Below are 23448 nucleotides of genomic sequence, written 5' to 3'. Positions count from 1 at the left end.
ACTCCAAGCACACAGGTAACCAATGTCCATACCATTAGCCAACGCCACCATCATTCTTGTAGAAGACGATCCCAACGCCCAACTGGTAGCCCTGGACTTGCTGCGAATGGGTGGGGCCAACCGATGCTACTCCCGCCGCAGCGTTGATTCTGCCATTGCCTTTGCTGAAAAGCTGCCCCGGGTCGATCTCTTTTTGGTAGACATCAACATGCCCCAAAAAAGCGGCTTCGATCTACTAGCCGAAGTTCGGCAGCACGAACGCTTGCAAGGGGCATTGATTGTAGCCGTAACCGCTGGCACACTGGAGCATGACACCGGGCGCATCCGCGAATTTGGCTTCGATGGCTTTATTAGCAAACCGCTACGCGCCGCCGAATTTGCCAATCAGGTTCAGCGAGTTCTCAACGGCGAGCGCCTTTGGGAAACGCGCTAACATTTTTCAACTGGAGTTCAAGTGAATAAGGTCATACCGAGAAAACATCTCCGGCAAGGGCAGCTTGGCCTTTATGCTGGCCTGCTGCTCATTTTGTTGCTGCTCACCGCTTGCTTTGGCGGCAGTGAGGAAGCTGCCCCGCCGGAAGGTGCTGTACAGCGAACCGGAACGCTCACTTGCAGCCAATCTTGCTTAAGCCAGGGTCAATGCGGCGCAGCAGCAGACGGCCGTACCGTCATCCTCGCCCACAGCGGCCAACCCACCTTCCGCGATCACAATGCCATTTTGGAAAACGAAAGTGCTATCCTTATTGCTGGTGAGCAAATCCGCAACATCACCAACGCCAACGGCACACTGGGCACGCTAACCTTCTACGCCGTTCAGCCCACGGGCGGAGGGCCCAATAATTGGGTAGCAGGCAGTTGTGTTAATCTAAACCAATAAATTCATCATGGGTGATAATTTACGCATTGTTCAAGCGCTTTTGGCCGCGCAGCAAAATGGCATTCCTGTGGTTTTAGCTACGGTTATCAAGGCGCGTGGCTCGGTGCCGCGCCACAGTGGCAGCAAAATGTTGGTGTATGAAGACGGCCGTATCTCTGGCAGTATTGGCGGCGGCGAGATGGAGTCGCGGGTGGTAAATGAGGCGTTAGGGGCGTTGCAAGACGGCCGTACCCGCGTGCTGCCCTACTCGCTAGTGGAACCTAGTCGGGGCGACCCCGGCGTTTGCGGAGGTGAAGTGGAAATTTACTTGGAACCATACGCCCCACCCGCCACGCTGCTGGTGGTCGGCTGCGGCCATGTGGGGCAAGCGGTGGCAGAGTTGGGTCACTTTCTCGGCTACCGCATCGTCGTTACCGATGACCGGGAAGCCTTAGCCAGCCCAGACGTCATCCCCAATGCTGACCTGCACCTGCCCGGTAGCTTTGCCAACGCCCTGGCGCAAAGCCCCATCAACGCCCAAACCTACGTCATCATGGTGACGCGCAATGTCCTGGTAGACCGGGAAATTGTGCCGCAAATTATTCACTCCCCTGCCCGCTACATCGGCATGATGGGCAGCAGCCGCCGCTGGGCAGAAACAAAAAAGCTGCTCATGGAAGACGGCCTCTCGGCTGAGGATTTGGCGCGGGTGCAGTCGCCCATCGGCCTGGAAATTCAGGCAGAAACCCCAGAAGAAATCGCCGTTAGCATCATGGCGGAAATTATCAAGCTACGTCGTACGTAGCAACTGCGCCGAACGATAAAACCAGTAATTGAGTAATTTGCCGGATTAGTTGCTCAGTACCCAATTACATATCGTTATTCGCTTGCCAACTTTCCATTCACAACTTTATACTTAGCCTATGCACACCCATTTCCAACAAATTTCCCACTATGAAACCCCCACGTCGGTAACGGCCGTCCTGGAACTATTGGCCCAATACGGCCGTCGCGCCCGCCTTGTGGCTGGCGGCACCGATTTACTGCTAGAAATAGAACGTGGCCTCCGTCCCGATCTAGATATTTTGATTGACATCACCCGCATTCCTAGCCTGGCAGAGATCAGCGAAGATAAGGACGGCACCATTCACCTAGGGCCGCTGGTGACACATAACCAGGTTGTTGCTTCGCCGCTGCTCGTGCAAAAAGCGTTGCCGCTGGCCCAGGCCAGCCTGGAAGTTGCTTCGCCACAGCTACGCAACCGGGCCACCGTGGCCGGTAATCTCATCACCGCCAGCCCTGCCAATGACACCATCACCCCACTGCGCGCGCTTAATGCCACCCTCACCCTCGCCTCCGTGCGTGGTGAGCGGGTCGTCTCTCTGGCCGATTTCCATACCGGCGTGCGCCAAACGGTGCTGGAACCAGACGAAATGGTGACCGACATCGCCTTTGCCCCGCTGCCAAAATCGGCACGCGGCATTTTTGTTAAGCTGGGATTGCGTCGTGCTCAGGCCATTTCTGTAGTGCATCTTGCTTTTGTGCTCGACTTTGCTGACGATGGCACTATCAGCAGCGCGGCTATCACCCAGGGCAGCGTCGCGCCCACCATCATCAACAGCCCCAGCGCAGAGGCATACTTGGTGGGCAAAACACTCACCGATGATGTGATCGCCCATGCTGCCAATTTGGCTGCCGCTGCCGCGACGCCCATTGATGATGTACGTAGCCCGGCCGAATATCGCCAGCAAATGGTGCGCGTACTCACCAAACGCGGTCTAATTGCCTTGCGAGACGGCAGCGAGCGCAGCCAATGGCCGCAAGAGCCGGTCATGCTGTGGGGAGAGACGAACGGCCGTTTCCCCACCGGCACCCAATTCAGCCATACCCACCTCCCAGACACGCCGATCACCACCACCGTAAACGGCAAAACGATCACAGCCACAGGCGGCAACCACAAAACGCTGCTGCGTTGGCTGCGCGAAGAAGGTACGCTCACCGGAGCGTCGTTTACAGGTAGCAAGGAAGGCTGCGGCGAGGGCGAATGTGGTGCCTGCACCGTCATTCTGGATGGTATGGCCGTGATGTCTTGCCTGGTGCCCGCCCCTCGCGCTCACGGGGCCAATATTGTGACCATCGAGGGATTGGCAAACGGTGCTGAGGACGCTACCTTGCATCCACTGCAACAAGCGTTTGTGGAGACGGGCGCAGTCCAATGCGGCTTTTGCATTCCTGGATTTTTGGTAGCGGGAGCCAAGTTGATGGAGGAACGGCCGTCTCCCAACCGCGAGCAGATTTTACAAGCATTTAGCGGCAATCTGTGCCGCTGCACCGGCTACTACAAAATCATCGAAGCTGTTGAGAAAGTTGCCGAATAGCAAATGGAGGTAATCCCTTATGCGCCTAGAAAAGAAACAAGAAGAAAGATTAGCACAACGCAAAGGTCTCACAGGAAAAACCATCATTCAGGTCATTTGGCTGCTCTTCACGGGTACGTTGGCCTACTTCTTTGTCAATTACCTGTTCGCTGAAGAGATTCTCAGACCCGGCATTTTTTATAACCAGCTATTTATCCCCCGCTCTGTGCCAGAAATTGGGCTCAAGCTAATTGTCGTCCTCGGGCTGGTCATCGTCATGCAAATTGTCTTTTCCATTGGCTTCATCATTGCCAGCCCAGAAGGTCGCCGCCGCACGGGGGATGCCTCCATGTATTCACGCAATAAAGATCCATTTGATGACCGTTTTGGTTAATACGATTTGTAAATCACAAAAAGAAATTTGATGTAAACTGCTGACCTGCAAAATAGTGATTTACTCAGAGAAAAAGTATGCTTGAGGCCCAATCTGTTTACCGCGTAGACGCACCCGGCAAAGTAACCGGAGAAACCATGTATGCTGGCGACATTACGCCAGATAATTTGCTGCACGGCAAGGTGCTTTTTAGCAACCAGCCCCACGCCCGCATGATTTCGATGGACACAAGGGCAGCCGAAGTCGTGCCTGGTGTGGTTGCCATCCTCACCGCCAAAGATGTGCCCGTAAATGAGTATGGTCTCATTCTGCCAGACCAGCCGGTGCTGGTGGGGCTGGGCAGCAGCAACCCCCATGCCGATGTGAGCCGCTGGGAAGGGGATCAGGTGGCTGTGATCATTGCAGAAAGCGAAACGGCCGCTGCCAAAGCCCGGAGCCTCATCCAAATTGAGTGGGAACCGCTGCCCATTGTCAGCAGCATGGAAGAGGCACTAAAAGACGAGGTGATCGTCCAGCCCTGGCACGGTAGCAACGTGCTGAAAAAGTACCAGATTCGCAAAGGCGACATGGGCGCTGGCTGGAATGAAGCGGACATCATCATCGAAGGCACCTACCGTTTGCCATATCAAGAACACGCCTTTTTACAGCCCGAAGCGGGCGTTAGCTACATAGACGACCGCGGGCGCGTGACGGTAGAATTTGGTGGCCAGTGGGCGCACGAAGACCGGCAACAGGTGGCTCATTCGCTGGGGTTGCCGGAGGAAGAAGTCCGCATCATCTACCCGGCCATCGGCGGCGCGTTTGGCGGCAAGGAAGATATGTCCTTGCAAATTGTGTTGGGTTTAGCCGCTAAACGGCTGCACGAGCAGGGCATTGACCGCCCGGTACGCATCATCTGGACGCGGGAAGAGAGTATTGTGGGCCACCACAAGCGGCACCAGGCCACTGTACACACCAAATGGGGTGCAACGAAAGAGGGGAAGATTACGGCCGTTTCCGCCACCGGCTACTTAGACAGTGGAGGCTACGCCTATACCAGCACCAAAGTGCTAGGCAACTTCCACCTCATGGTCACGGGGCCGTACGAAATTCCCAATGCCCATCTGGATAGCTACGCCATCAGCACCAATAACGTGCCTGGCGGTGCGTTCCGAGGCTTTGGCGGGCCGCAGGGCGCCTTTGCCGCCGAAATGCAGATGAACAAGCTAGCGCAAGCGCTGGGCATCAGCCCCGTAGAAATCCGCCTGAAAAATGTGCTGCGCGAAGGCAGTTTACTCACTGTACAAACCCCGCCCCCGCCCGGCATTAGCATGGCGGAGGTCGTGGAGCGGTGTGCGGCAGAAGCGGGCTGGGACAGTGAGCAGTATTCAGCGAACAGTATTCAGTCATCGGTAAACGGTAATCAGTTTAGCAGTATTCAGTCGCTGCCGGTAAATTCCGAGGTGCTGCGTAAGGGTCGGGGAATTGCCTGCTCGTTTAAGAATGTGGGTTTTTCATTTGGCTTCCCAGAGAACTGTGAAGCGACGATTGAACTACATGGCGAGGCAGAAGTCGAGCGTGTGATTTTACGCCACGCTGGCGCCGACGTTGGCCAAGGGGCGCATACGGCCTTCAAGCAGATGGCTGCCGCCGCCGTGGGTGTGGATGTGAGACTGGTGGAGCTAGATATGTCTGACACAGCTACCAGCGGCAACTCTGGCTCAGCATCAGCATCGCGCCTGACGTGGATGGCAGGCAACTCAATTCGCGGCGCGGCTGAAGCGGCGCTCACTGCCTGGACCAACGAGGATCGCCCAGCCATCGGCCACCATATTTACAGGCCACCTGGCACAGAGCCATATGATGCTGAAACCGGCATTTGTATGCCTAACTTCTCTTACGGCTATGTGGCTGAAGCGGTGGAGCTGACAGTGGATATCGAAACGGGGCATATTCAGATTGACAAAGTAGTGTGCGCCAACGATGTGGGCAAGGCAATCAATCCAGTCCAAATTGAAGGGCAAATTGAGGGGGCAGTAGCGCAAGCACACGGGTATGCGCTGATGGAAAATTTGGTGGTGGAAGACGGCCGTATCCAAAACCCCTTCCTCAGTCAATACCTCATCCCCGGCATTAAAGACGTGCCAGAGATTGTGCAGTCGGTCATCATGGAAGTGCCAGACCCCATTGGCCCCTGGGGGGCGCGGGGCATGGCGGAGATGCCATTCTTGCCACTAGCGCCTGCCATTGTAGCAGCCGTTCACGATGCCACCGGCGTCTGGTTCGACGAAATTCCGCTCGCGCCCGCCCGCGTCGTGGCCAAGCTGCAAGAAGCTGGCATTCACCATTGAGGTTTTTGCTGCTCGCAATCGAAAATTTGTAACTGAAAGGAGGTGCTGAAACGCCTCCTTTTATTTTGCAATCTGGGGAAGAAACAGGCGATTCTCCGCGTTGATGACCGTACTTGTCCAAATACAGCGTCCTTCAAAACAGAGTTGGGCCACGTTAATAACCACGACAGGTTCGGGTACGGTCGTTGGCGTGGTAGTATCAGTGGGAATAGGCGGTGGAGTGTCTGTCTCGGTAGGCGTGACGGTAATGGTAGATGTGGGCATGACAGAAACTGTGACAACCGGCGTAGGGGTGCAGGTTGGTTTGGGGCGAGGTGTGCCGCTGTCTGGAGCAGCCTCTGGCAGCACACAAGATTTGTCGTCCGTTGGGCGAATGGGCGGTGTGGCTGTTGGGGGAACTGCCGTAGGAGTGGAAGTAACCGTAAGCGTGGCGGTGTTTGTTGGTAATGCAGTTTCGGTTGCTGTGGCAGAGGGGCTATCGTTTGAAACAGGCGTTTCTGGTTGGATGACGACGGCCGTTAACGTTTGCCATGCCTGGCTATTTACAGGCAAGGTAATGGAAATTGAGTGCAATAATCGGCCATTCTGAACAAAATTGGGCGCTGAAACGAGTTCCAGATTGCTCGGTAGGGTGTCTGAAATGACCAGACTAGGCAAGTCTCGAACATTGTTGCTTCTAATGGTGAATCTGAACTGGATTGTTTCTCCAGGAAATACAGCACCTGCTGGTTCGCTTTCTTTGCTAAAAAACAAAAGCGGCGTCCAATAAATTGTGTTTTGTGGGGTGGGTAGCTGTGTACTATTGGTAATTATGGCCCCACCGACAATGTAAAGGCGATCCCAAGTAGAAACGGCGGCGGCATGGCCATAAAGATGTGCTAAGCTGTTTGCCTCTTGCCACGGCTGAAGCTCTCCATCGGGCAATATTTTCGTTCGATACACATTGTCTCTGGCAGGGCCTTGCGTGGCATCATACTGGGTGGTTCCTGCAATGAAGTACACGTACTCGTCGGAGCGGACGGCCGTACCTGCATGAATGCCTGCGCTACCAGGGATAACTGGCTGATCTGTCCATCCCTCTATTCCGTTTACGCCTACCTTTGCCCGTAAGCTAACGGCCGTTGGATTATTTTGGTTATTTGTTATCCCTCCAAAAAGGTAAATGTCATGTTCTGAACCTGAAGCTCGCTCCAATGCAACGGCAGAGTGGCCTCTAAGTGGTTCTGGCAAACCCTGCTCTTGCTGCCAATCTAAAGCATCACAACTGTCGCCGACTTCTGCTGAAAACACAAACTTGGTGGCATCCCAGCTCTGGCTGAAATAGAGACCTCTACGCAGCCCACCTATCACATAAAGGTGGTCATTCAGGTAAACGGCCGCATGATACGCCATGCTTTTTTCATAATTGTACGAAGCGCCATCATCGAAATACCAATTCTGTTGCTTTGCTTCCCAGCGTGCAAACGTGCCATCTTCATTTATCTCTGCACAGTAAGCCGTGTTATTAAATTTCGGCAGCCCGCCACCGGCTGGATAATACATACCGCCCAGCACATAGATTCTGTTATTAACGGCCGTTGCCGTAAACCCATGAAGACGTCGCGGCAGTTCTTGTAGATCGCCAACACTGCTCCAACTGCCCAAATCCCCATTTTCATGCAGCTCCACGCGCGTCACACGCTTGGTTTGCTCCACGCGCTTCGTTTGAGGGTTAAACTGTTCTGCACCGCCAAGCAAAAATAAATATTCATGCTCACCTACACTCAGGGTAACAGCCTGAGCAGAAACCGCAGGATACGGAGCCTCATCCAACACCCATTGGATATGATCTTGCTGATCGCTCGGTAATGGTTCAAAAAGGGGCTGGGAAACCAGTGGTAAATAAAGTGTTTCACCAGAGCTTTGAGCATTTGGTGTCAACGGGCGAAGCAAAAAGAAGGTTAGCGCCAGCATAAAAGAAGCGCAAAACAAGCCAGCAATAAGCTTATACGCTTTCGCTGGCCTTGCTATAAATGATTCCAATTTCTGCCTAGCCTGTAAACTCACGGTATTAAGGTGTTAGCAAATGCTCCTTACATGACAAACCTCGCCAACGGTATTGTCTTATGGAAGCGGTGGTGGGGTTGTCGTTGGGTCTGGAGCATCTACAAATAGCGGTCTATCTTCTGAACGAGTGACTTCTGTATGAACACCATTGCTTGGCCCTTCCATTACAGCTACATTGACGAAGTAAGTGCCAATAGGATAATCTACATTGTTAACACTAAAGGCATACTGATTCTCTTTGGTCCAGGTGATGCTAAAGCGCGCTTCGGGACGGGGATCGCGTTCAGACCAAAAGCGGACGGCGAAGTTTTGCGTTGGTGTTAGTTGCCCATTCCAAATCCAACGCACGACGACGGCACCGGAGGGCAGCAATTCCAGGTCGGTAATAATGGGCGGAGAGATTGATGTAGCTGTTGGTTGGGGTGGCGAGGTCGGCAGCGGCTCGCTGGTTGATGTCTCTGTTGCAGTTGGTGCCTGCGTAGGTTCTGGGGAAGGCGCTCGCGTATCGGTGGGAACAGCCGTTGGCTGCAGCGTCGCTTCTTCTGTAGGCACAAGTGTTGCTACCGATTCCGTCCCATTTTCAGTTGCGACAGCTTCGGTGGCAGCAGACGTTGGTTGAGCCACAGTAATGAGCAAAGAGCCTACACCAGGGCAACCCTCGGCATTTACAGCTTCTAAATCAACCTCAATTTGTGACACATCGTTCGGCACAATCAACGTGGCTGAAACAATATCGTCATCGAGCAAAACATCTGGCTCGGCTCGCCAGCTAAATGTCCAGCCCAGGGTGTTTTCTTCAATCTGTGGCACAAGGTAGACCGTATCACCAGGGCTCGGATCAGGAACTTCATTGATAGGAATGGAAAACGTACACGCAATTGCCTGAGCCGTTGTCAACGAATCTGATTGCGATGTGGGTGTAGGCAAATCTGTTCCACAACCAATTAACAAGAGGGTGGCAATTGTCAAAAATAGATGCTTCGCTTTTTTTGTCATGATTTCCCCATGTTGGCTTTGTAATCGGCATAAGGATTTGGCAAGCCATGATTTTGGCCGATTACTTGAGTAAAAGCAGGGGAAACAATTTTACTTGGTATCTAGCTCTTTCCCGCTTTTACACATTCCGCTATGGTTGAAAGTGTAGCAAGAACACATTTGTCAGCGGCTGACCATCATATAACAAAGTCACAACAATTCTGTCGGTTTTAGCTGATGAAGATGACAATAAGTACGCGACTTCCCACCTTCCTTGCTTCTCAATTTCGCCAGCATCGGACGACCAGCTACTTTCTATGCTGCTATCATTGGCTATAAATTGTTGGCACGCATTGGATAATTCATCTGGCGTCCACTCTACAGAAAGGCCTAGTTCTAACCATTTGCTAGAAATAGTGGCGGAGGTATTTTGCGGCAAGACAAGTTCAGGCTCGCCAGGTCGGTTTATGTGCAGTTCGGGCACGGCCGTTTGCAAACAAGCTAGTTTTTCTTCATCCGTCAGCCTGCCATTGAGAATAAAAAAGACAGCGACAACGATACTTAGCAAGCCAACTGCACCCCACCCAAACCAATTCCGACGAGAACGCGTATCATTGACAGGCATAATTGGTACAGGTTTTCTTTTCTCGTCAATCAGGTGGCGGAGGGCAACGGCCGTTTCATGTTCAGCCACCGGTTTTAGCAATATCAGCGCCTTATCATGCTCGCTCTGGGCAATGGCCTCACGGGCTTGTTGCAGATGCGCTTCAATCTTCTCTGCCAGCTCGCCCAGCAGCGCATTTATGTCCAAGTAGTTGGGCTCTAGGGAATCGGCTTCATCCAGCAGCTTTTGGGCCTTGAGCCAATCTTGCTGCTGCATAGCAACCTTACCCTCGCTATACCATTGCTCAACTTGAATTTTGCGCTGAACCTGCTCTTGCAATGCTTTCTTTTCTGGCGAATCAGACGCTTGCGATAAAAAGTAATCTGCGTCGCGCCAGCGTTCATTAGCCATTGCTTCACGGCACTGGTTTAAGACAACCTCATCTTGTTGGCGCCGCTCGGCTCGGCTTAGGGCATCGGCAACAGCCCCGCTGTCTGGCTTGATTTTGAGTGCTTGCTTGTAAGCCTCTATGGCCGCGTCCCACTGCTTGGCCTCATACTGAATGACTCCTTCATGCACTGAAGAGTCGAAAGCATGACTTTGCCATGCTTCGCTTAACATTTGCACAAGCTCACCAGCAGACGCATAGCGCACCTCTGGCCGCTTGGCCAACGCTTTGGCAAAAATCGCATCAAACTGTGTCGGCAGTTCTGGTGCCAATGATGTAATTGGGGGCAGGGGCTCCTTAGCGATTGCCTCTTCCAGTTCTAACAAGTCGGTTTGGGTAAACAGCCGTTGCCCCGTCAGCAGTTCGAACAGCAACATGCCAAACTGATAAATGTCTGTTTGCGGAACCAACGACCCTCTGGCCCACTGCTCTGGTGCCAGACACGCCAGATACCCTAACGGAGCCTCTTCCTCCATCATAAGCGTAGTTAATTCAGTAACGGCCGTTATCTGGAAGTCAGTCAGCAAACATTCATTGTTTGATCCAATGAGCACATTGCCCATGTGGATGTCGCCATGAACCTGCTCATTTTCATGCAGAGCATCCAAGCCATCTGCCAAACTTTTGGCAATTTCACAAACCTGATTCACAGACAGCCTGCCCTCTTTACGAAAACGGGTTCGCAACGAAGGGCCGTCTACAAATTTCATGGCAACAAATGGTTTTTCTTCATGCAAATCTACTTCGTAAACCGGCACAATAGCTGGATGGGCCGGTAAACGTAGCAGCTCCGCTCGCTGCCGCACAAACTCTTTTTGGTATTTATGATTGGGCATCAACGGCTGCTTCAAAATCTTCAGAGCAATCAACTGTTCATCAATTAAATCTTGCGCCTGGTACACGGTGGCAAAACGGCCGTGTTGCAACTCCTCCTTAATCTCATAGCGACGTTTGATCAATTTGGGGCGCAACAAATTTGCCACTTCATCTGCCAGCTCTAGCACCGTTTTGTACCGTTCAGCGGGCGCTTTAGCCATTGCCTTTTCCAAAATTGGTTGAATTTTGGGCGGCAGTTTGGGATTGAGCTCGCAGGCATTGGGAATACGGCCGTTCAAATGTTGCTCCACCAAAACACGACGATCCGGGTTAGGGAACGGCAGTTCACCAGTAATCATCTTAAAAAGCGTCACCCCAAGCTGGTAAATATCCGTGTAGGGCTGCGCCGTTTCTCCGCGCCACTGTTCAGGTGCCATGTAAAATGGCGAGCCACCGTACGATTGCGGCACAATGCCCGCTTCCATCTTGTCTAGTGGTGCCGCCAGGCCAAAATCAGCCAGAAAAACGGTCCCTTCCTCATCCAACAAAATGTTGGCAGGCTTGATGTCCCGATGCACAATCCCTTCGCTGTGAGCACGATTTAGCGCCACCGCCAGCCGATTTAAAATCAGGCTGGCATCTGCCAAAGGGATGAATTTCTCCCGCTCCAAACGATCATGCAAAACGTCCGGCATCAAACGCATGACCAAATAAAGGTTTTGGGTGCTTTCATCCTGACCAAAATCATATACTGGCAAGATGGCACGATGTTCCAGACCAGCGATCGTTTGAGCTTCATTCAAGAAGCGAGCCTGAAATCTAGGGGCTTCGGAGAAACGCTTTAGAATAATTTTGAGTGCAACCAGTCGATCCAACTTTGGGTCTTCTGCTGCGTATACTTCAGCCATTCCCCCCTGCCCAATCAAGTGGGAAATTTTGTAGCGGCCAAAAGTCTGCAATGTCATAACAGAACGCTCTTCGGATGGTTGGTTATGTAAAATAACCGCTTTCAATAACGGAGAAACAGGAACACACTTTCCCCAAAATTGGCCGTTTCAAACCAAAACAGCCTTTCAACTTAACGATTAAATTTGGCCACTACAATTAAAAAAGGAATACCAATACGAGCGCAACTGATCGGCATTATACAGAACTCTGACCCACAAAGTAAAGTCTCAAACGCGCTAACTCATAAGCCTCTGTATATTTTGGCAACAGTTTGGCAACAGTTTGGCAACAGTTTGCCACCAAAGTTACACCTCAGGTAAGATCAGCACATGTTATTTCCAAACCAGCTTGTCATTTTGCGCGGCGGCGGTGATCTGGCCACGGGCGTGGCGTTCCGCCTGCACCATGCTGGGTTTCCCGTCATCGTTTTGGAGCTAGAACGGCCGCTCGTCGTTCGCAGAAAAGTGGCAGTGGCAACGGCCGTTCTCGAAGGCCACATCCAAATCGAAACCCTCCATGCCCAACGCGCCGAAACGGTTGAACAAGCTATTGAACTCGCCCACTTGGGAACGATTCCTGTGTTAGTAGCCCCTGAGTTATCGGTTATTAGTAAACAGTATTCAGTAATCAGTCAACCATCACTGGTTACTGAACGCCGATTACTGAATACTGTTTACGAAGTGGTCGCGCAGCGACATTACCGAATACTGGTTGACGCGCGCATGGCCAAGCGCAACATTGACACCAACATGGAACAAGCTAATTTGGTAATTGCGCTCGGCCCTGGTTTTACCACCGGGGTAGATTGCCATGCCGTCATTGAGACGATGCGCGGACACACGCTAGGGCGCGTCATTTGGCAAGGCAGTGCGCTGCCCAATACCGGCACGCCAGGCATTGTGGCAGGCAAAGGGGCAGAGCGGGTTTTGCGTGCGCCAGCAGCAGGAAAGGTGAACTGGAGATTGGAGATTGGGGATTTAGTGACGAAAGGGCAAATTATTGGCAATGTAGCAGGAAAAACGATTGTGGCACCGTTTGCTGGCGTGCTGCGTGGCTTGATTGCCCCCAGCACTGAAGTGCGCGCTGGCCTCAAAATTGGCGATTTGGATGCGCGAGCAGACGTATCTGCCTGCTTCACCATCTCGGACAAAGCACTGGCGATTGGCGGGGGCGTGCTGGAAGCTGTTCTCACCCACCTAAACCAAAAATTATGAGCCGTTACACGCTTCTCACCGCGTTTAATTTGCAATCGCAGAAAGAGATGATCGCGTTTGTGGGCGGCGGTGGCAAAACCAGCCTGCTTTTTGCGCTGGGTGCAGCCCTGCCCGGACGACGCATCCTCACTACCACCACCCGCATCTTTACGGTCCAAATGAGCCAAGCGCAAGAATTAATTTTTGCCACAGAGGGCACAGAGGAAAATGAGAAAAAGATTGGTGCAGCGTTGGATCGGCGGGGAAGCTGTTTGGTGGTGGGTGAGGTGGTAGGGGAAAAGGCAACGGGGATACCTCCCCAGATGGCCGATGGCTGGCTGGCGCGGCCAGATGTGGATTTTGTATTGGTAGAGGCTGATGGCTCACGAATGCGCCCCATCAAAGCTCCGGCTCCTCATGAGCCAGTGATTCCGGCCAAAACAACGCTAGTGGTGCCTGTAGTCGGGATTGATGCGCTGGACGGCCGTTTCTCTCAAGTTACACACAGGCCAGAGATTGCAGAAGCATTGCTTCAGTATTCAGTAATCGGTAATCAGTTATCAGTAAATGATGTGGCTCGGCTGATTGTGCATCCGCAGGGTGGGCTGAAAGGCGTGCCAGATAGGGCGCGGGTGGTGCCGTTCATCAACAAGGTGGAAACGGCCGCACAGCTCACCGCCGCCCGCCAAATTGCCCACCAACTGCTGCAAACACCCCGCATCGAGCGCGTGGTTATTGGGGCGGTGAAAAGCGAGAAGCCGGTGCGCGAGGTGCATCAGCGGGTGGCAGCCGTTATCCTGGCGGCGGGTGAAGGCAAGCGGATGGGGCAGCAAACTAAGCAGCTACTTCGCTGGGGCAGCACAACCGTTTTGGGGCAAACAGTTGAGAATGTGCAGGGAACGGCCGTTCACGATCATCTCATCGTCACCGGGCATGACGCAGAAGCAGTACGCCAAGTTGCTCAGGTAGCAGGAATCGAAACTTTACATAATTCGAATTATGCTACCGGAGAAATGCTTTCGTCTTTGCAAACGGCCGTTCGCGTATTAGATGAATCGGTAACGGCCGTTCTGGTTGTGTTGGCCGACCAGCCGATGGTTGAACCGGCCACGATGGATTTGCTGCTAGCAGCATACTGGCAAGGTCTTGGCGATCTCATTGCACCTGCTTTCGCAGGCAAACGCGGCAACCCAGTGCTAATCGGACGCCGCTACTTTGCAGAGTTGCTCGCCCTCCCCCCTGGCGATGCCCCCCGCACCCTGCTCCGCCGCCACGCCGACAAATTGCATTTGGTGCAAGTTCCCACAGACTCAGTTTTGCGCGATTTGGACAGCCCGGCACAGTACCAAAAGGAACGGCCCTAAACATCTGCCTTTAAAAAATGAACCTACCCCTCAAAACCCTCTGTGGCAAAAAAATTTATCGCTGCAAAGCTTCAACCGTTTCAACTAAGTGGGTTGCCCGTTCGGCTAGCAGATGAGCAATAAGGCGATGCAGCGCCGCCGCAGCTTCTGGCGCTTCTGCCTCCATTTGGGCCAGCTTTTGGCGAGTCAGCTCATACACCACACTGGGCACGTCGGCCACCACCGAAGCGGTACGCACCTGCTCTAAATAGAAACCCATTTCCCCCACCACACGGCCGTTGCCCATCGTTTCCAGGCGAATTGGGTCTTTAGACGGCCGTTCTAGCTGTGCTGTTACCTGTCCCGCCTCAATAAAAAAGAGAGAATCTGGCGCACTGCCCTGGCTCATCAAAACATCACCCGCCCGCACGTCTCGTCGCGCAAGAAATGGCAACAGCGCATCCAATAGCTGGCTGTCTGGCAAAAGCTGTTGTAACTGCTCCCTGAGCGTTGCCGGTTCGTTTTCGCCACCCTCAACTAGCTGCAACAAAGCATTTTCGCACCATTCCAGCCCCTCATCCAGATTGGCAAACCAGCAAACCTGTCTGTTTTCTGCGTCAACCGCACTTTGCAACTGCCGTTGGAACTGCGGCATCAAGCCTGCATACACAACGGTGATTTGCTGTTTATCTGCCACTTGCTGCAATTTTTGGAAGCTAAAAACGGCCGTCGAGTCCAATCCCGTCACCCGCTGAAAATCTAGAACAACAAACTTTATACGGGCAGGCTCATCGGTAGCAACGCGGCTACGGATTATATTTAGCAGCGAATCGGCCGTGCCAAAAAAGATGTAGCCTTGTAGCTGCCAGACATGAATCTGCTCCGATAGCGTTTGCAACTGCCTACGCTGGGTCACAGAGCGCGTCACCCGGCTGCGTACATGTCGCCCAGAAAGTTCATGATGCACGACATTGGTACGACCATAATTTACCCCAAACAAAATAACGGCCGTTACCAGTCCCAGCAAAACACCTTGCAAAAAGCCAACCGTGGCAATGACCACCACAATCAACACAATAATCAGCGCATCAGCGGTGGGCAACTTCCTCCACGATGACAAAACCCACTCTGCCAAAAATTCAATACCCAAATAAAGTAGTAATCCTCCCAGGATCACCTTGGGCATAAAAGCCAGCACCGCCGCCCCCTGAAACAACACAACAGCACAAAAAAGTGCTGAAAACAACCCAGTCAGGCGCGTGGCAGCACCAAGTTTAATATTCAAAACCGACAAACTTAGCTGTTGGTAACCTATCAAGCCACCCCCAAGACTGGCAAGCATGTTACCCAAACCAGCCGCTTTCAGCTCTCGGTTCAAATCCACATCTTCAGCCGTGCTCAACTCTAAGCCCCCGGCATTTAAAAGCAGCGATACAACGCTCACTATAAGTACCGTCAGCGTGCTGCCAATCTGCCCAGCCAGGGCACGCCAATCTACTTGGGCAAAATCCAGCCTGGTAAGCGGCAACCACAAACTTTGATCCGGAAAAGGCCCTAAAAGCCAACCATCTGCTGCCATATCTGCAGCGGTCAGTCCAGACAACCAAATCACGATGTAAAACAACAGAACACCGCCCAGAATCAACCCTGGCAACAGCAAAAAGTGGGTAAATCTGCGACTGGCAAAAAAGAGGGTTAACGCCAGCAGCAAGCCAGGTAGCCAGCGCAGCAAAGAATCCCCTTGTAGCAAAAGTGGCAACGCCTGCCAGGTTGTCGGCAAGTCGGTCATCAGGCCAATGGCTCCTGAAACGAGCAGCCAGCCAGTGCCACCCAAAAACCCACCAATAACCGGATATGGCAAAAAGCGCACCCAGCGGCCGGCTTTAAACGTTCCTAATCCCCAAAAAAGCAAGCCAGTGAAAAGTGTTGTGAGGGCAACGGCCGTTACCACCGTAACAAAAGCAGCTTCTTCCCCCCCCGAAACACGCACAACGATGGCCCCTGCAATCACCGCTAAAACAGCAGCAGGGGCATCCTGGTTGCCAGCAACAGTGCCCGGCAAAGAAACGAACAGAGTCGTCACCACAACGGTGACAATCGCCCCAAACAATGCCAGCCCAATACCGCTAGCCACAAATGGCGTCAGAGGGCCAGTAAAAATGAGCGCAGCAAAAGAAACTGCTAACACCACTTCAAACAGGGCAACGATGCTGCCACTGACAAAAGCAGGAATCAACAATTTGGGCGAAAGTTCACGCTTTAGTTTTGTCAAAAAGTCAGGTTCAGACGCCGCGCTCATTTAGTTAGTACTCACCCCCCAACCTTTATTCACCGGGCTGTTGATTGATGTTCATCAACCGTTCTTCTAATCTATCTACCGTCACCTGATCTCCGATTTGGCGGAAGATGGCGACGCTTTTTTGGTAATGGGCTTCTGCTTCGGGCAGGTTTTGGCTGGCAACGGCCGTATCCCCCAAATAGAGATAGCACAGCCCCTGCCCCCGCGCATCTTCCATGCTTTGGCGAATAGCCAAACTTTCCTCGTAGCGGGTTTGGGCAGTGGCAAAATCTCCCAAAGCGTAAGCCACCCGTCCCAAATTCACCAGCGAAAAACCCATGCTCCAGCGGTTGCCCAACGTTTGCTCTAAACGCAAACTCGTTTGAGAATGTGTTAACGCCACCTCGTACCGCTTTTGCAAAAATGCTATCTGGCTCAAAATATTGTTGCTAATCGCCTGACTGTAGGTTAGGCCATGCTGCTCACCAATGGCCAGCGCCTCCTGGCAGCTAGCCCAGCCCGTTTCATAGTTGTCCTGCACGTATTGAACCACTGCCAAATAGTTCAGCGCATAACTCAATGCCGCCGGCTCGCCGTCCACACGCAGCGTGTCAATGCTCTCTTGCAATAATCGCTCGGCTCGGCCGCGGTCACCCAACAAAAAGGCAAACCAACCCTGGCGCGCCTTCAGCTTACCCAAAACAGCTCTGGGTGCCTGCGCTACTAGCTCAGTAACGGCCTGGGTAAACAGTGCTAATCCCTCGCGGAACCAGCTACGCATATATAAAAAGAGGGAAAGTACGGCCGTCGCTCGATCCACAGCAGCCACATCGCCCTGAGAAACCGCCAAACGCCACGCCTGCCGCACATTGTCCATCTCCTGGTTGATGATGGCCAGCGCTTGTTGCTGGTTGCCACCCTGCAAATCAGCTTCCTGGGCAGCAACTAAATCGAGGTAGTAACGGCCGTATCTCCCCTGTAACGCTTTTAACGCCTCACCACCCGGCAAATGTTCTGCCGCAAATTGGCGGACTACCATTAACATCTCGTAGCGGGAAGCGGCGGCACGGCCGTTTTCACCCACCCGCCGCCGCAAAAACGATTTATCCAGCAGTGCTGAAAGCTGCGGCAATTTAGCCTGTGCCACCTCGGCCGCCGCTTTGCGATCAAACCCGCCCTGGAACACAGAAAGTCGAGCCAATGTTTGCTGCTCGTCGTAGGTCAAAAGCTGCCAGGAGTAGTCAAAGACGGCGCGCAGGCTGTGGTGGCGGGCAGGCTGGGCGACATTGCTGCTGCCCAAGCTATCCAGATTTTGGTGCAATTCATCCAAAATTTCCGGGCAAGAAAGCAGCCGCACCCAAGCCGCAGCCAACTCGATAGCCAGCGGCAGCCCTTCCAGCAATTGGCAAATCCGGGCAACGGCCGTTTCCGGGCAATCTCCCACGTCTGTGAGCGAAAACCGGGCTTCCACCTGCTGCGCGCGCTGCACAAACAGGGTCATCGCTGGGCTGGTTGCGTCAGCGCTGTCTGTAGGCAAACCAGCCAGCGGCAGCGCCCACTCACCCACCAAATTCAACCGCTCCCGCGAGGTGACCAAAATATTCACTTCAGGCGATTGCTGGTAAAGTTGCAAGATAAGCTGCCGCCCCGCCGCCATCAGATGCTCTAAATTGTCTAGCAGCAGCAACATTTTTTTGTTCTTCAGATAGCCCATTAGCTGCGCTTGTGGATCACGCGACCCGGCAAAGGTGAACCCTATCGCTTCGGCAACGGCCGTTACCAGCGGGTTAAACTCAGTAGAATCAACCAGGGCCACGTCGGCCAGCGGCACAAAATAGACACCGTGCAAAAAGGGTCCCAGGTGGGCAGTGGCCGCCTGCCAGCCAAGCGCCAGCGCCAAGCTGGTTTTGCCAATCCCCCCCGGCCCTACAATGGTGTGCAGCCGCTGGTCTGGATTGGCTAGCTGGGCACTCAACTGCGCTTGCTCCTCACCTCGCCCTACCAACTGTTGTGCTTGAGGTGGTAACTGGAACGGCCGTTCCGCTGTGGCTTCCCGAATTTGTTCTGCCAAAGCGGCCGTTTCCGGCATTGGGTCCACCCCCAGCTCATCCAGCAACGTTTGGCAAAAAGCGTCATAGCTCATCAGGGCAGCGTTCCGGTCACCCAGCAGCGCCAGCACCCGCATAAGTTGCTGCTGGGCGGCCTCGCGCCACGGCTCGATGGCTAGCTGCTGCCGGGCAAATCGCGCCGCCTGCTCATATTCGCCGCGCCGCTCATGATATTGCGTCAGCTCATCCAGCACGGCCAGCGCATCTGCCTGAAACTGCTGCCGGTAGCCCAGCACCCACTCGTCAAAAGCAGCGCTATCTTCCAAAAAGAAGCCGTCTAAAAACGACCCTTTGTAGTGAGAAACGGCCGTTTCCATCAAAGCTATGCAATCTGAACAACCACTGTCCCGGCTACCCCGATGCGCCTCGCACCCGGTTAGCCCCGCCTGAAAGTGTCGTACGTCTAGCGCATGGCTGCTGGCCTGGTTGAACTGGGTAGATTCGCGGGAGGTGTGCAAAAAGGGTGTCTCCGCTTTGGCATCGCTGATGGCGCGGCGCAGGCGACTGAGCGTCTGGCGCAGGTTGGTGCGGGCTGCTTCGTCGGGCATGTCTGGGAAGAGCAGGCCAATGAGAACCTCGCGGCGGTGGGGGCGGTGTGCCTCCATCGCCAAAAAGATGAGCAGTGCTTCTATCCGCTTGGCGCGTGATTCGGAGATTGGTTGTTCATCAACTGCTGCGTGAAAGCCACCAAAAAAGTTGAGGGTCAGGTGCATGGCGTCAGGGTGTCCTTTGCACAAATCTATGAGTTGTTGTTGGGGATTGGCTGCATTTTAGCTGATGGTAGGGATTGTGTCACGTTGGCGTCACGGAACGGCCGTATCCTGCAAATCAGATAACGGTTCAGCACAAAATTTGGCAAGTAAAGGACAAAATCATGTTTTCAGCAATCACCAACAACACACAAAAATCAACAAGCTGGGTTAGCAAAGTTGTCTCCCGTTTTGCCCAAAAAGCAACCGCACTGCCCACGTTGTCCCAAGCAATGGCAGGCCGCTCTATCGCCGAAAGCAATTACCAGGGCATCCGCCAAGTACCGCTGAGCCAAATCGTAGGCACCGCCAGCGACGGCCGTAGCCATGACTTCGATGCCAACTTCCACATGACCAATAAACACAACCGCAGTCGTCTGGATGGCGTACGCCGCGCCCGTCAGCAGCTCGCTTCCTTGCCCCCCATCTCATTGGTTGCCGTTGGCAATAAGTATTATGTACAAGACGGCCACCATCGCGTCTCAGTTTTCAACGAATGCGAGCAAGACAGCATCGCCGCCCACGTCACCATCTTGGTTTTGCAATAACGATTTAGTTATGAAGGAAACATCACGAACGAAAATCAGCTTCGCAGATTTTCATAATTCATCCCTCATAATTCATAATTGTAAAAGGGGAAAATCATGAACAGTTATGCCGTTAACACAATTCCCGTTAGCAATGTAAAAAAGCAATCTGCCATCATCTTGACCTTGCATGAATCAATCACGCCTTCAACCTACGAAGAAATTATCACAACCGTCAAATCTTATTTGGCAACTGGACACACGCATCTTGTTGTAGAAATGCTGGGGGTTCCTCGGCTCAACCTGACGACGCTGTTTACGTTGTATAGTTTGGTGGCGCTGGCAAAAAATCAGCAGCCTGCCAATCCTGAGGGTGGCTGGAACGCTATTTACACCATGGCCGATGCTTTTGTAGATGAGCCTGTCAGCAACATGAATGTTTGCGCCGTCCAACCCAATGTGGCGCAAGCCCTGCGGCAAGGTGGGTTTGCAGATGTGGTGGAGATTTTCTCCACGTTGGGCAAGGCGGTGAACGCATTTAATCCAGTTTGCATGACGGCCGTTGCGCCCACACAAAACCGTCTCCCGAACCAACTGCTCATTGGCCAAGCGATATACCCAGAACGGCTAGAGCAACTGTGTAAGCCTTGTTATCAACAGGTTTTCTTGTTTTCTACTATAAGAATTTTGTTGGCAAGTACCTAATTGGGGGCGTCTTCTTCCAGGCCGATGGCCATGAGGTAGCCACGAGCGCGTTCGGTGAGGGGGTATTGGTTCACGAGTGCCCAAAAGTTGGGCCCGTGATTGGACTCTTCCAAATGGGCCAGTTCATGCACAACCACGTATTTCAGCACCCAGTCAGGCATCGTTGCCAGGCGGTGGCTAATGCGAATGGTGCCTAAACTGGGGGTGCAGCTACCAAACCGCTTGTTTTGGTTGGTGACGTAACGAATGGATTGCCATTGAAGACGGCCGTTAAAATAAGTCTCGTTAAGCTGCTGGGCAATCGCTTCTAAATCTTCGTCTGTTTTGGGGGTGTGCCCCATTTTATTTTGCAGCCGCTTTTGCAGCTTCTCAATGATGCCGTTGAGCTCTTTTTTGCTCATGCGGGCGGGCGCACGCACCACCAACTCTCCATTTTTCAACTCGGCACTGACGGTCTTTTTGCGCTTTTTGCTGCGTATAATTTTTATGGGCCACGCTTCTTGCTCGCTCATGCCTATTTATTTTTAGTCAGTAGGTTCTTCGCCAGTTTTCAGGTAGCGGTATCCCCGGTTCCAGTAGATGAGCGGGGCTTCACCTTCGCCGGGCGTGCCAGACGCCTCTACTTTGCCAATGTAGATCGTATTCGAGCCAGCTTCGTACCGATTGTGAATGGTGCAATCCAGCCAAGCCAGGGCATTTTTCAGGATAGGTGCGCCGGTAACGGCCGTTCCCCAATCTCCCATGGCAAACCGATCCTCATCCTTGATCCAAGCAAACCGATTCGACAGCTCGCTCATATCCTGTGACAAAATATTCACGGCAAACACCGTGCCTTCCTGCTCCAGCATTTTGTAACCAGATGCCCGGTGGTCAATGGCAATCATGATGAGGGGTGGCTCCGGGGAAATAGAAGCAAAGGCAGAGACGGTGAGGCCGTGTGGTTGCTCTTGGTCAGGCGTTTTAATCGTCACTATCGTGACGCCCGCTGGAAATTGGCGCAACGCTTCGCGGTATTTCTCTGAAGTAACAGTCATAATAAATCCTTTGGTTGTTGTGTAAATCACAAAAGAAATTCGATGTAAACTGACCTGCAAAATAGTGGTTTACAAACGAATAGATAGTCGTCAAGCGACAGTAGGATAAAAATGTTACAGCATCCCTTACACATAGTTGGGAATTGGTAACCCTAAAAAGGTGCGCGTTATCTTGGCAATGTCTCGCAAATCGTGAATGTGGGCAGCCAATTCAGCGTGTCCGGGGCCAATTAGCAACGTTGGCACTGGATTGCGCGTATGTTGCCGCTGGTTTTTCTCTTCAATGTTACCATGATCGCTAGTGAGGATGAACAGTCCATTTGAATCGTCCCAGGCGTGTAGCAGCCCGCCCAGCACGGCATCAATCATCTCTAAATGGGCGGCGGCGTCTGCCAACGTGCCGCGATGCCCGGCGCGGTCACTAGGCCAATGCTCAAAAAAGCTGAACTGGTAGTTGGGGGCGATGTGGGCAATTTGCCGCCCGGCTTCCGCCAGGGTGAGCAGCGGGATGTCATCATAGCCCAAATGATCGTGCCAGCCTTGCCCAGTAAAACCGGGGCTAACGGCACGGCCGTTCCGCAAATCATCTGCCGTCATCAAAGCCAAACCCGCCTCTGTGGCCGCCAACGGCACGGACGAGAGCAGCCGCTTACCACTTTCTATGGCATCAAAATAGCCCTGCGGGTATGGCGTGATCAGTCCCGCCTGTCCACCTGCGTCCACTACTTCCTGGAATAGCGTTCCCTCGGCAATGACAGCACGCACGGCGGGGTTTGGCTTGGGGCCGTAATGCTCCCCCACCAGCTGCGGCACGTTGCGCCCGGTGAGAATCGTCGCTTGCCCGGTGGCGCTTTGCGGCTTCTTAGGCATCTTCAAATTGGCATCTGTGGGGATTAAACTGGCATACTCCGTCATGATCGGCTCACGCGTGAGGTACCAGCCATCACCCAACAGCCCAGCCAAATTGGGTAGTTTGGCAGTGACAAAAGGATTCACAGTGGGATCATCCCCACCCAATCCCACGCCATCGAGGAAGAAAATGTGTACGTAACGGCCGTTTTTCATAAGATTTTTGCCATTGTAGGGGCAGGTCTAAGACCTGCCCCTAAGAGACCTGCCCTACTTGCGGTTAAACGGATTCGGTGATGCTGCCGGGTGAAGTTGATCTTCCAGCCAGTTGGCCGGATTGTTTTGAATGTACTCCCGAATGGCATTCAAGGCACGCTCATTGCGGATGATACGTTCGTAATAATTTCGCTGCCAAAATGGTGTGCCTATGGTATCACGCAATTCGTTGATTCGGCGCGACGAAAATGATTTCAGCGCCCGCACGATTTCGGGCAGGCCGTGTCGTTTTCGGTTGTTTGTAGGGGCAGGTCTGAGACCTGCCCCTACGTGACCACCCTCTACAAAGACAACGATAAAATGGATGTGATTGGGCATGATGACAAAAGCATCTAGAATCACACGCTTGTAATGGTTGACCAAATCTTGCCAGCATGCTTGGACGATACGGCCGTATTCATTCAAAACCATCTCGCCATCCACCACTTCACCCAGAACCGACTCGCCACCCTTCACGCAAATCGTCACAAAATACGCGCCCGCGCTGCTGTAATCGTACCCTTTCAGGCGAATTGAACGACGATGATGTTTGTATGGATCATATGGCATGATTCTTCTCCGATTTCGTATGTACGTTTGTAGGGGCGGGTTTGGTAGGGGCAGGTCTGAGAC

General features: G+C 53.1%; 19 protein-coding genes. 10 read left to right on the top strand and 9 right to left on the bottom strand.

Going from position 1 to position 23448, the window contains the following annotated elements; all coding sequences use genetic code 11:
* Positions 1-22: 22 nt before the first annotated feature.
* The 6 genes from ACOQPM_RS12290 to ACOQPM_RS12265 all read left to right on the top strand — a co-directional run bounded on the left by ACOQPM_RS12290 (position 23) and on the right by ACOQPM_RS12265 (position 5937).
* Positions 23-433: a response regulator gene (locus tag ACOQPM_RS12290; protein ID WP_420629559.1), complete on the top strand. Its 411-nt coding sequence runs from the start codon at positions 23-25 to the stop codon at positions 431-433.
* 21 nt (positions 434-454) lie between these two features.
* Positions 455-877 carry a hypothetical protein gene (locus ACOQPM_RS12285; protein WP_420629558.1) on the top strand — a complete coding sequence of 141 codons (423 nt, stop codon included), beginning with the start codon at positions 455-457 and terminating at the stop codon, positions 875-877.
* Positions 878-884: 7 nt separating this feature from the next.
* A complete protein-coding gene (locus tag ACOQPM_RS12280) occupies positions 885-1661 on the top strand; it encodes an XdhC family protein (RefSeq protein WP_420629557.1) in 777 nt (258 codons plus the stop codon).
* A gap of 118 nt (positions 1662-1779) precedes the next feature.
* The gene (locus tag ACOQPM_RS12275; protein WP_420629556.1) at positions 1780-3234 is read left to right on the top strand and encodes an FAD binding domain-containing protein; all 1455 of its coding nucleotides are present in this window, start codon (positions 1780-1782) and stop codon (positions 3232-3234) included.
* Positions 3235-3253: 19 nt separating this feature from the next.
* A complete protein-coding gene (locus ACOQPM_RS12270; RefSeq protein ID WP_420629555.1) occupies positions 3254-3607 on the top strand; it encodes a hypothetical protein in 354 nt (117 codons plus the stop codon).
* A gap of 77 nt (positions 3608-3684) precedes the next feature.
* Positions 3685-5937 (top strand): xanthine dehydrogenase family protein molybdopterin-binding subunit, encoded by a 2253-nt coding sequence (locus ACOQPM_RS12265; RefSeq protein WP_420629554.1) that lies wholly within the window; start codon positions 3685-3687, stop codon positions 5935-5937.
* A 60-nt stretch (positions 5938-5997) separates the two neighbouring features.
* Here ACOQPM_RS12265 and ACOQPM_RS12260 read toward each other — a convergent pair whose 3' ends face one another.
* The 3 genes from ACOQPM_RS12260 to ACOQPM_RS12250 form a co-directional block, all read right to left on the bottom strand.
* The gene (locus tag ACOQPM_RS12260; RefSeq protein WP_420629553.1) at positions 5998-7890 is read right to left on the bottom strand and encodes a hypothetical protein; all 1893 of its coding nucleotides are present in this window, start codon (positions 7888-7890) and stop codon (positions 5998-6000) included.
* A 150-nt stretch (positions 7891-8040) separates the two neighbouring features.
* Positions 8041-8979 (bottom strand): hypothetical protein, encoded by a 939-nt coding sequence (locus tag ACOQPM_RS12255; RefSeq protein ID WP_420629552.1) that lies wholly within the window; start codon positions 8977-8979, stop codon positions 8041-8043.
* Positions 8980-9109: 130 nt separating this feature from the next.
* The gene (locus ACOQPM_RS12250; protein WP_420629551.1) at positions 9110-11791 is read right to left on the bottom strand and encodes a protein kinase domain-containing protein; all 2682 of its coding nucleotides are present in this window, start codon (positions 11789-11791) and stop codon (positions 9110-9112) included.
* Positions 11792-12103: 312 nt separating this feature from the next.
* Here ACOQPM_RS12250 and yqeB point away from each other — a divergent pair, with 312 nt between their 5' ends.
* Positions 12104-12988, top strand: a complete 885-nt coding sequence (yqeB, locus tag ACOQPM_RS12245; protein WP_420629550.1) for a selenium-dependent molybdenum cofactor biosynthesis protein YqeB — start codon at positions 12104-12106, stop codon at positions 12986-12988.
* Positions 12985-14331, top strand: coding sequence for a selenium cofactor biosynthesis protein YqeC (gene yqeC / locus ACOQPM_RS12240; protein ID WP_420629549.1), 1347 nt, complete (start codon positions 12985-12987; stop codon positions 14329-14331). Before yqeB ends, yqeC begins: the two co-directional genes overlap by 4 nt.
* Before the next feature lie 55 nt (positions 14332-14386).
* On the opposite strand, the gene ACOQPM_RS12235 is transcribed toward yqeC, so the two are convergent.
* Together ACOQPM_RS12235 and ACOQPM_RS12230 are read right to left on the bottom strand one after the other, a co-directional pair.
* Positions 14387-16609 (bottom strand): SulP family inorganic anion transporter, encoded by a 2223-nt coding sequence (locus ACOQPM_RS12235; RefSeq protein WP_420629548.1) that lies wholly within the window; start codon positions 16607-16609, stop codon positions 14387-14389.
* A 25-nt stretch (positions 16610-16634) separates the two neighbouring features.
* Complete coding sequence (locus tag ACOQPM_RS12230; RefSeq protein WP_420629547.1) at positions 16635-19409, bottom strand: AfsR/SARP family transcriptional regulator; 2775 nt, start codon at positions 19407-19409, stop codon at positions 16635-16637.
* 161 nt (positions 19410-19570) lie between these two features.
* On the opposite strand from ACOQPM_RS12230, the gene ACOQPM_RS12225 reads away from it, so the two are divergent.
* On the top strand, positions 19571-19993 hold the full coding sequence (locus tag ACOQPM_RS12225) for a hypothetical protein (RefSeq protein WP_420629546.1): 423 nt from the start codon (positions 19571-19573) through the stop codon (positions 19991-19993).
* A gap of 96 nt (positions 19994-20089) precedes the next feature.
* A complete protein-coding gene (locus ACOQPM_RS12220) occupies positions 20090-20677 on the top strand; it encodes a hypothetical protein (RefSeq protein ID WP_420629545.1) in 588 nt (195 codons plus the stop codon).
* On the opposite strand, the gene ACOQPM_RS12215 is transcribed toward ACOQPM_RS12220, so the two are convergent.
* From ACOQPM_RS12215 to ACOQPM_RS12200, 4 genes are all read right to left on the bottom strand, one after another.
* Positions 20674-21189 (bottom strand): M48 family metallopeptidase, encoded by a 516-nt coding sequence (locus ACOQPM_RS12215; protein WP_420629544.1) that lies wholly within the window; start codon positions 21187-21189, stop codon positions 20674-20676. The two genes, ACOQPM_RS12220 and ACOQPM_RS12215, sit on opposite strands and share 4 nt — an antisense overlap.
* Positions 21190-21201: 12 nt before the next feature.
* Entirely contained in the window at positions 21202-21711 is a 510-nt protein-coding gene (locus ACOQPM_RS12210; RefSeq protein WP_420629543.1) for a flavin reductase family protein, read from the bottom strand.
* Between the two features lie 126 nt (positions 21712-21837).
* Positions 21838-22776 (bottom strand): hypothetical protein, encoded by a 939-nt coding sequence (locus ACOQPM_RS12205; protein ID WP_420629542.1) that lies wholly within the window; start codon positions 22774-22776, stop codon positions 21838-21840.
* Positions 22777-22830: 54 nt separating this feature from the next.
* On the bottom strand, positions 22831-23385 hold the full coding sequence (locus ACOQPM_RS12200) for a transposase (RefSeq protein ID WP_420629541.1): 555 nt from the start codon (positions 23383-23385) through the stop codon (positions 22831-22833).
* Between the last annotated feature and the right edge of the window lie 63 nt (positions 23386-23448).

It is taken from the genome of Candidatus Leptofilum sp., assembly GCF_965223525.1.
Lineage (GTDB): Bacteria > Chloroflexota > Anaerolineae > Promineifilales > Promineifilaceae > Leptofilum.
This window is presented reverse-complemented; position numbering and strand designations above follow the sequence as displayed.

What these genes read in the sequence shown, in the direction of transcription:
- ACOQPM_RS12205 (WP_420629542.1), bottom strand. Translation starts at nt 22,776, where the DNA reads ATGAAAAACGGCCGTTACGTACACATTTTCTTCCTCGATGGCGTGGGA.
- ACOQPM_RS12275 (WP_420629556.1), top strand. Translation starts at nt 1,780, where the DNA reads ATGCACACCCATTTCCAACAAATTTCCCACTATGAAACCCCCACGTCG.
- ACOQPM_RS12220 (WP_420629545.1), top strand. Translation starts at nt 20,090, where the DNA reads ATGAACAGTTATGCCGTTAACACAATTCCCGTTAGCAATGTAAAAAAG.
- ACOQPM_RS12225 (WP_420629546.1), top strand. Translation starts at nt 19,571, where the DNA reads ATGTTTTCAGCAATCACCAACAACACACAAAAATCAACAAGCTGGGTT.
- ACOQPM_RS12255 (WP_420629552.1), bottom strand. Translation starts at nt 8,979, where the DNA reads ATGACAAAAAAAGCGAAGCATCTATTTTTGACAATTGCCACCCTCTTG.
- ACOQPM_RS12265 (WP_420629554.1), top strand. Translation starts at nt 3,685, where the DNA reads ATGCTTGAGGCCCAATCTGTTTACCGCGTAGACGCACCCGGCAAAGTA.
- ACOQPM_RS12235 (WP_420629548.1), bottom strand. Translation starts at nt 16,609, where the DNA reads ATGAGCGCGGCGTCTGAACCTGACTTTTTGACAAAACTAAAGCGTGAA.
- yqeB (WP_420629550.1), top strand. Translation starts at nt 12,104, where the DNA reads ATGTTATTTCCAAACCAGCTTGTCATTTTGCGCGGCGGCGGTGATCTG.
- ACOQPM_RS12250 (WP_420629551.1), bottom strand. Translation starts at nt 11,791, where the DNA reads ATGACATTGCAGACTTTTGGCCGCTACAAAATTTCCCACTTGATTGGG.
- ACOQPM_RS12200 (WP_420629541.1), bottom strand. Translation starts at nt 23,385, where the DNA reads ATGCCATATGATCCATACAAACATCATCGTCGTTCAATTCGCCTGAAA.
- ACOQPM_RS12260 (WP_420629553.1), bottom strand. Translation starts at nt 7,890, where the DNA reads ATGCTGGCGCTAACCTTCTTTTTGCTTCGCCCGTTGACACCAAATGCT.
- ACOQPM_RS12280 (WP_420629557.1), top strand. Translation starts at nt 885, where the DNA reads ATGGGTGATAATTTACGCATTGTTCAAGCGCTTTTGGCCGCGCAGCAA.
- ACOQPM_RS12230 (WP_420629547.1), bottom strand. Translation starts at nt 19,409, where the DNA reads ATGCACCTGACCCTCAACTTTTTTGGTGGCTTTCACGCAGCAGTTGAT.
- ACOQPM_RS12270 (WP_420629555.1), top strand. Translation starts at nt 3,254, where the DNA reads ATGCGCCTAGAAAAGAAACAAGAAGAAAGATTAGCACAACGCAAAGGT.
- ACOQPM_RS12215 (WP_420629544.1), bottom strand. Translation starts at nt 21,189, where the DNA reads ATGAGCGAGCAAGAAGCGTGGCCCATAAAAATTATACGCAGCAAAAAG.
- ACOQPM_RS12290 (WP_420629559.1), top strand. Translation starts at nt 23, where the DNA reads ATGTCCATACCATTAGCCAACGCCACCATCATTCTTGTAGAAGACGAT.
- ACOQPM_RS12210 (WP_420629543.1), bottom strand. Translation starts at nt 21,711, where the DNA reads ATGACTGTTACTTCAGAGAAATACCGCGAAGCGTTGCGCCAATTTCCA.
- yqeC (WP_420629549.1), top strand. Translation starts at nt 12,985, where the DNA reads ATGAGCCGTTACACGCTTCTCACCGCGTTTAATTTGCAATCGCAGAAA.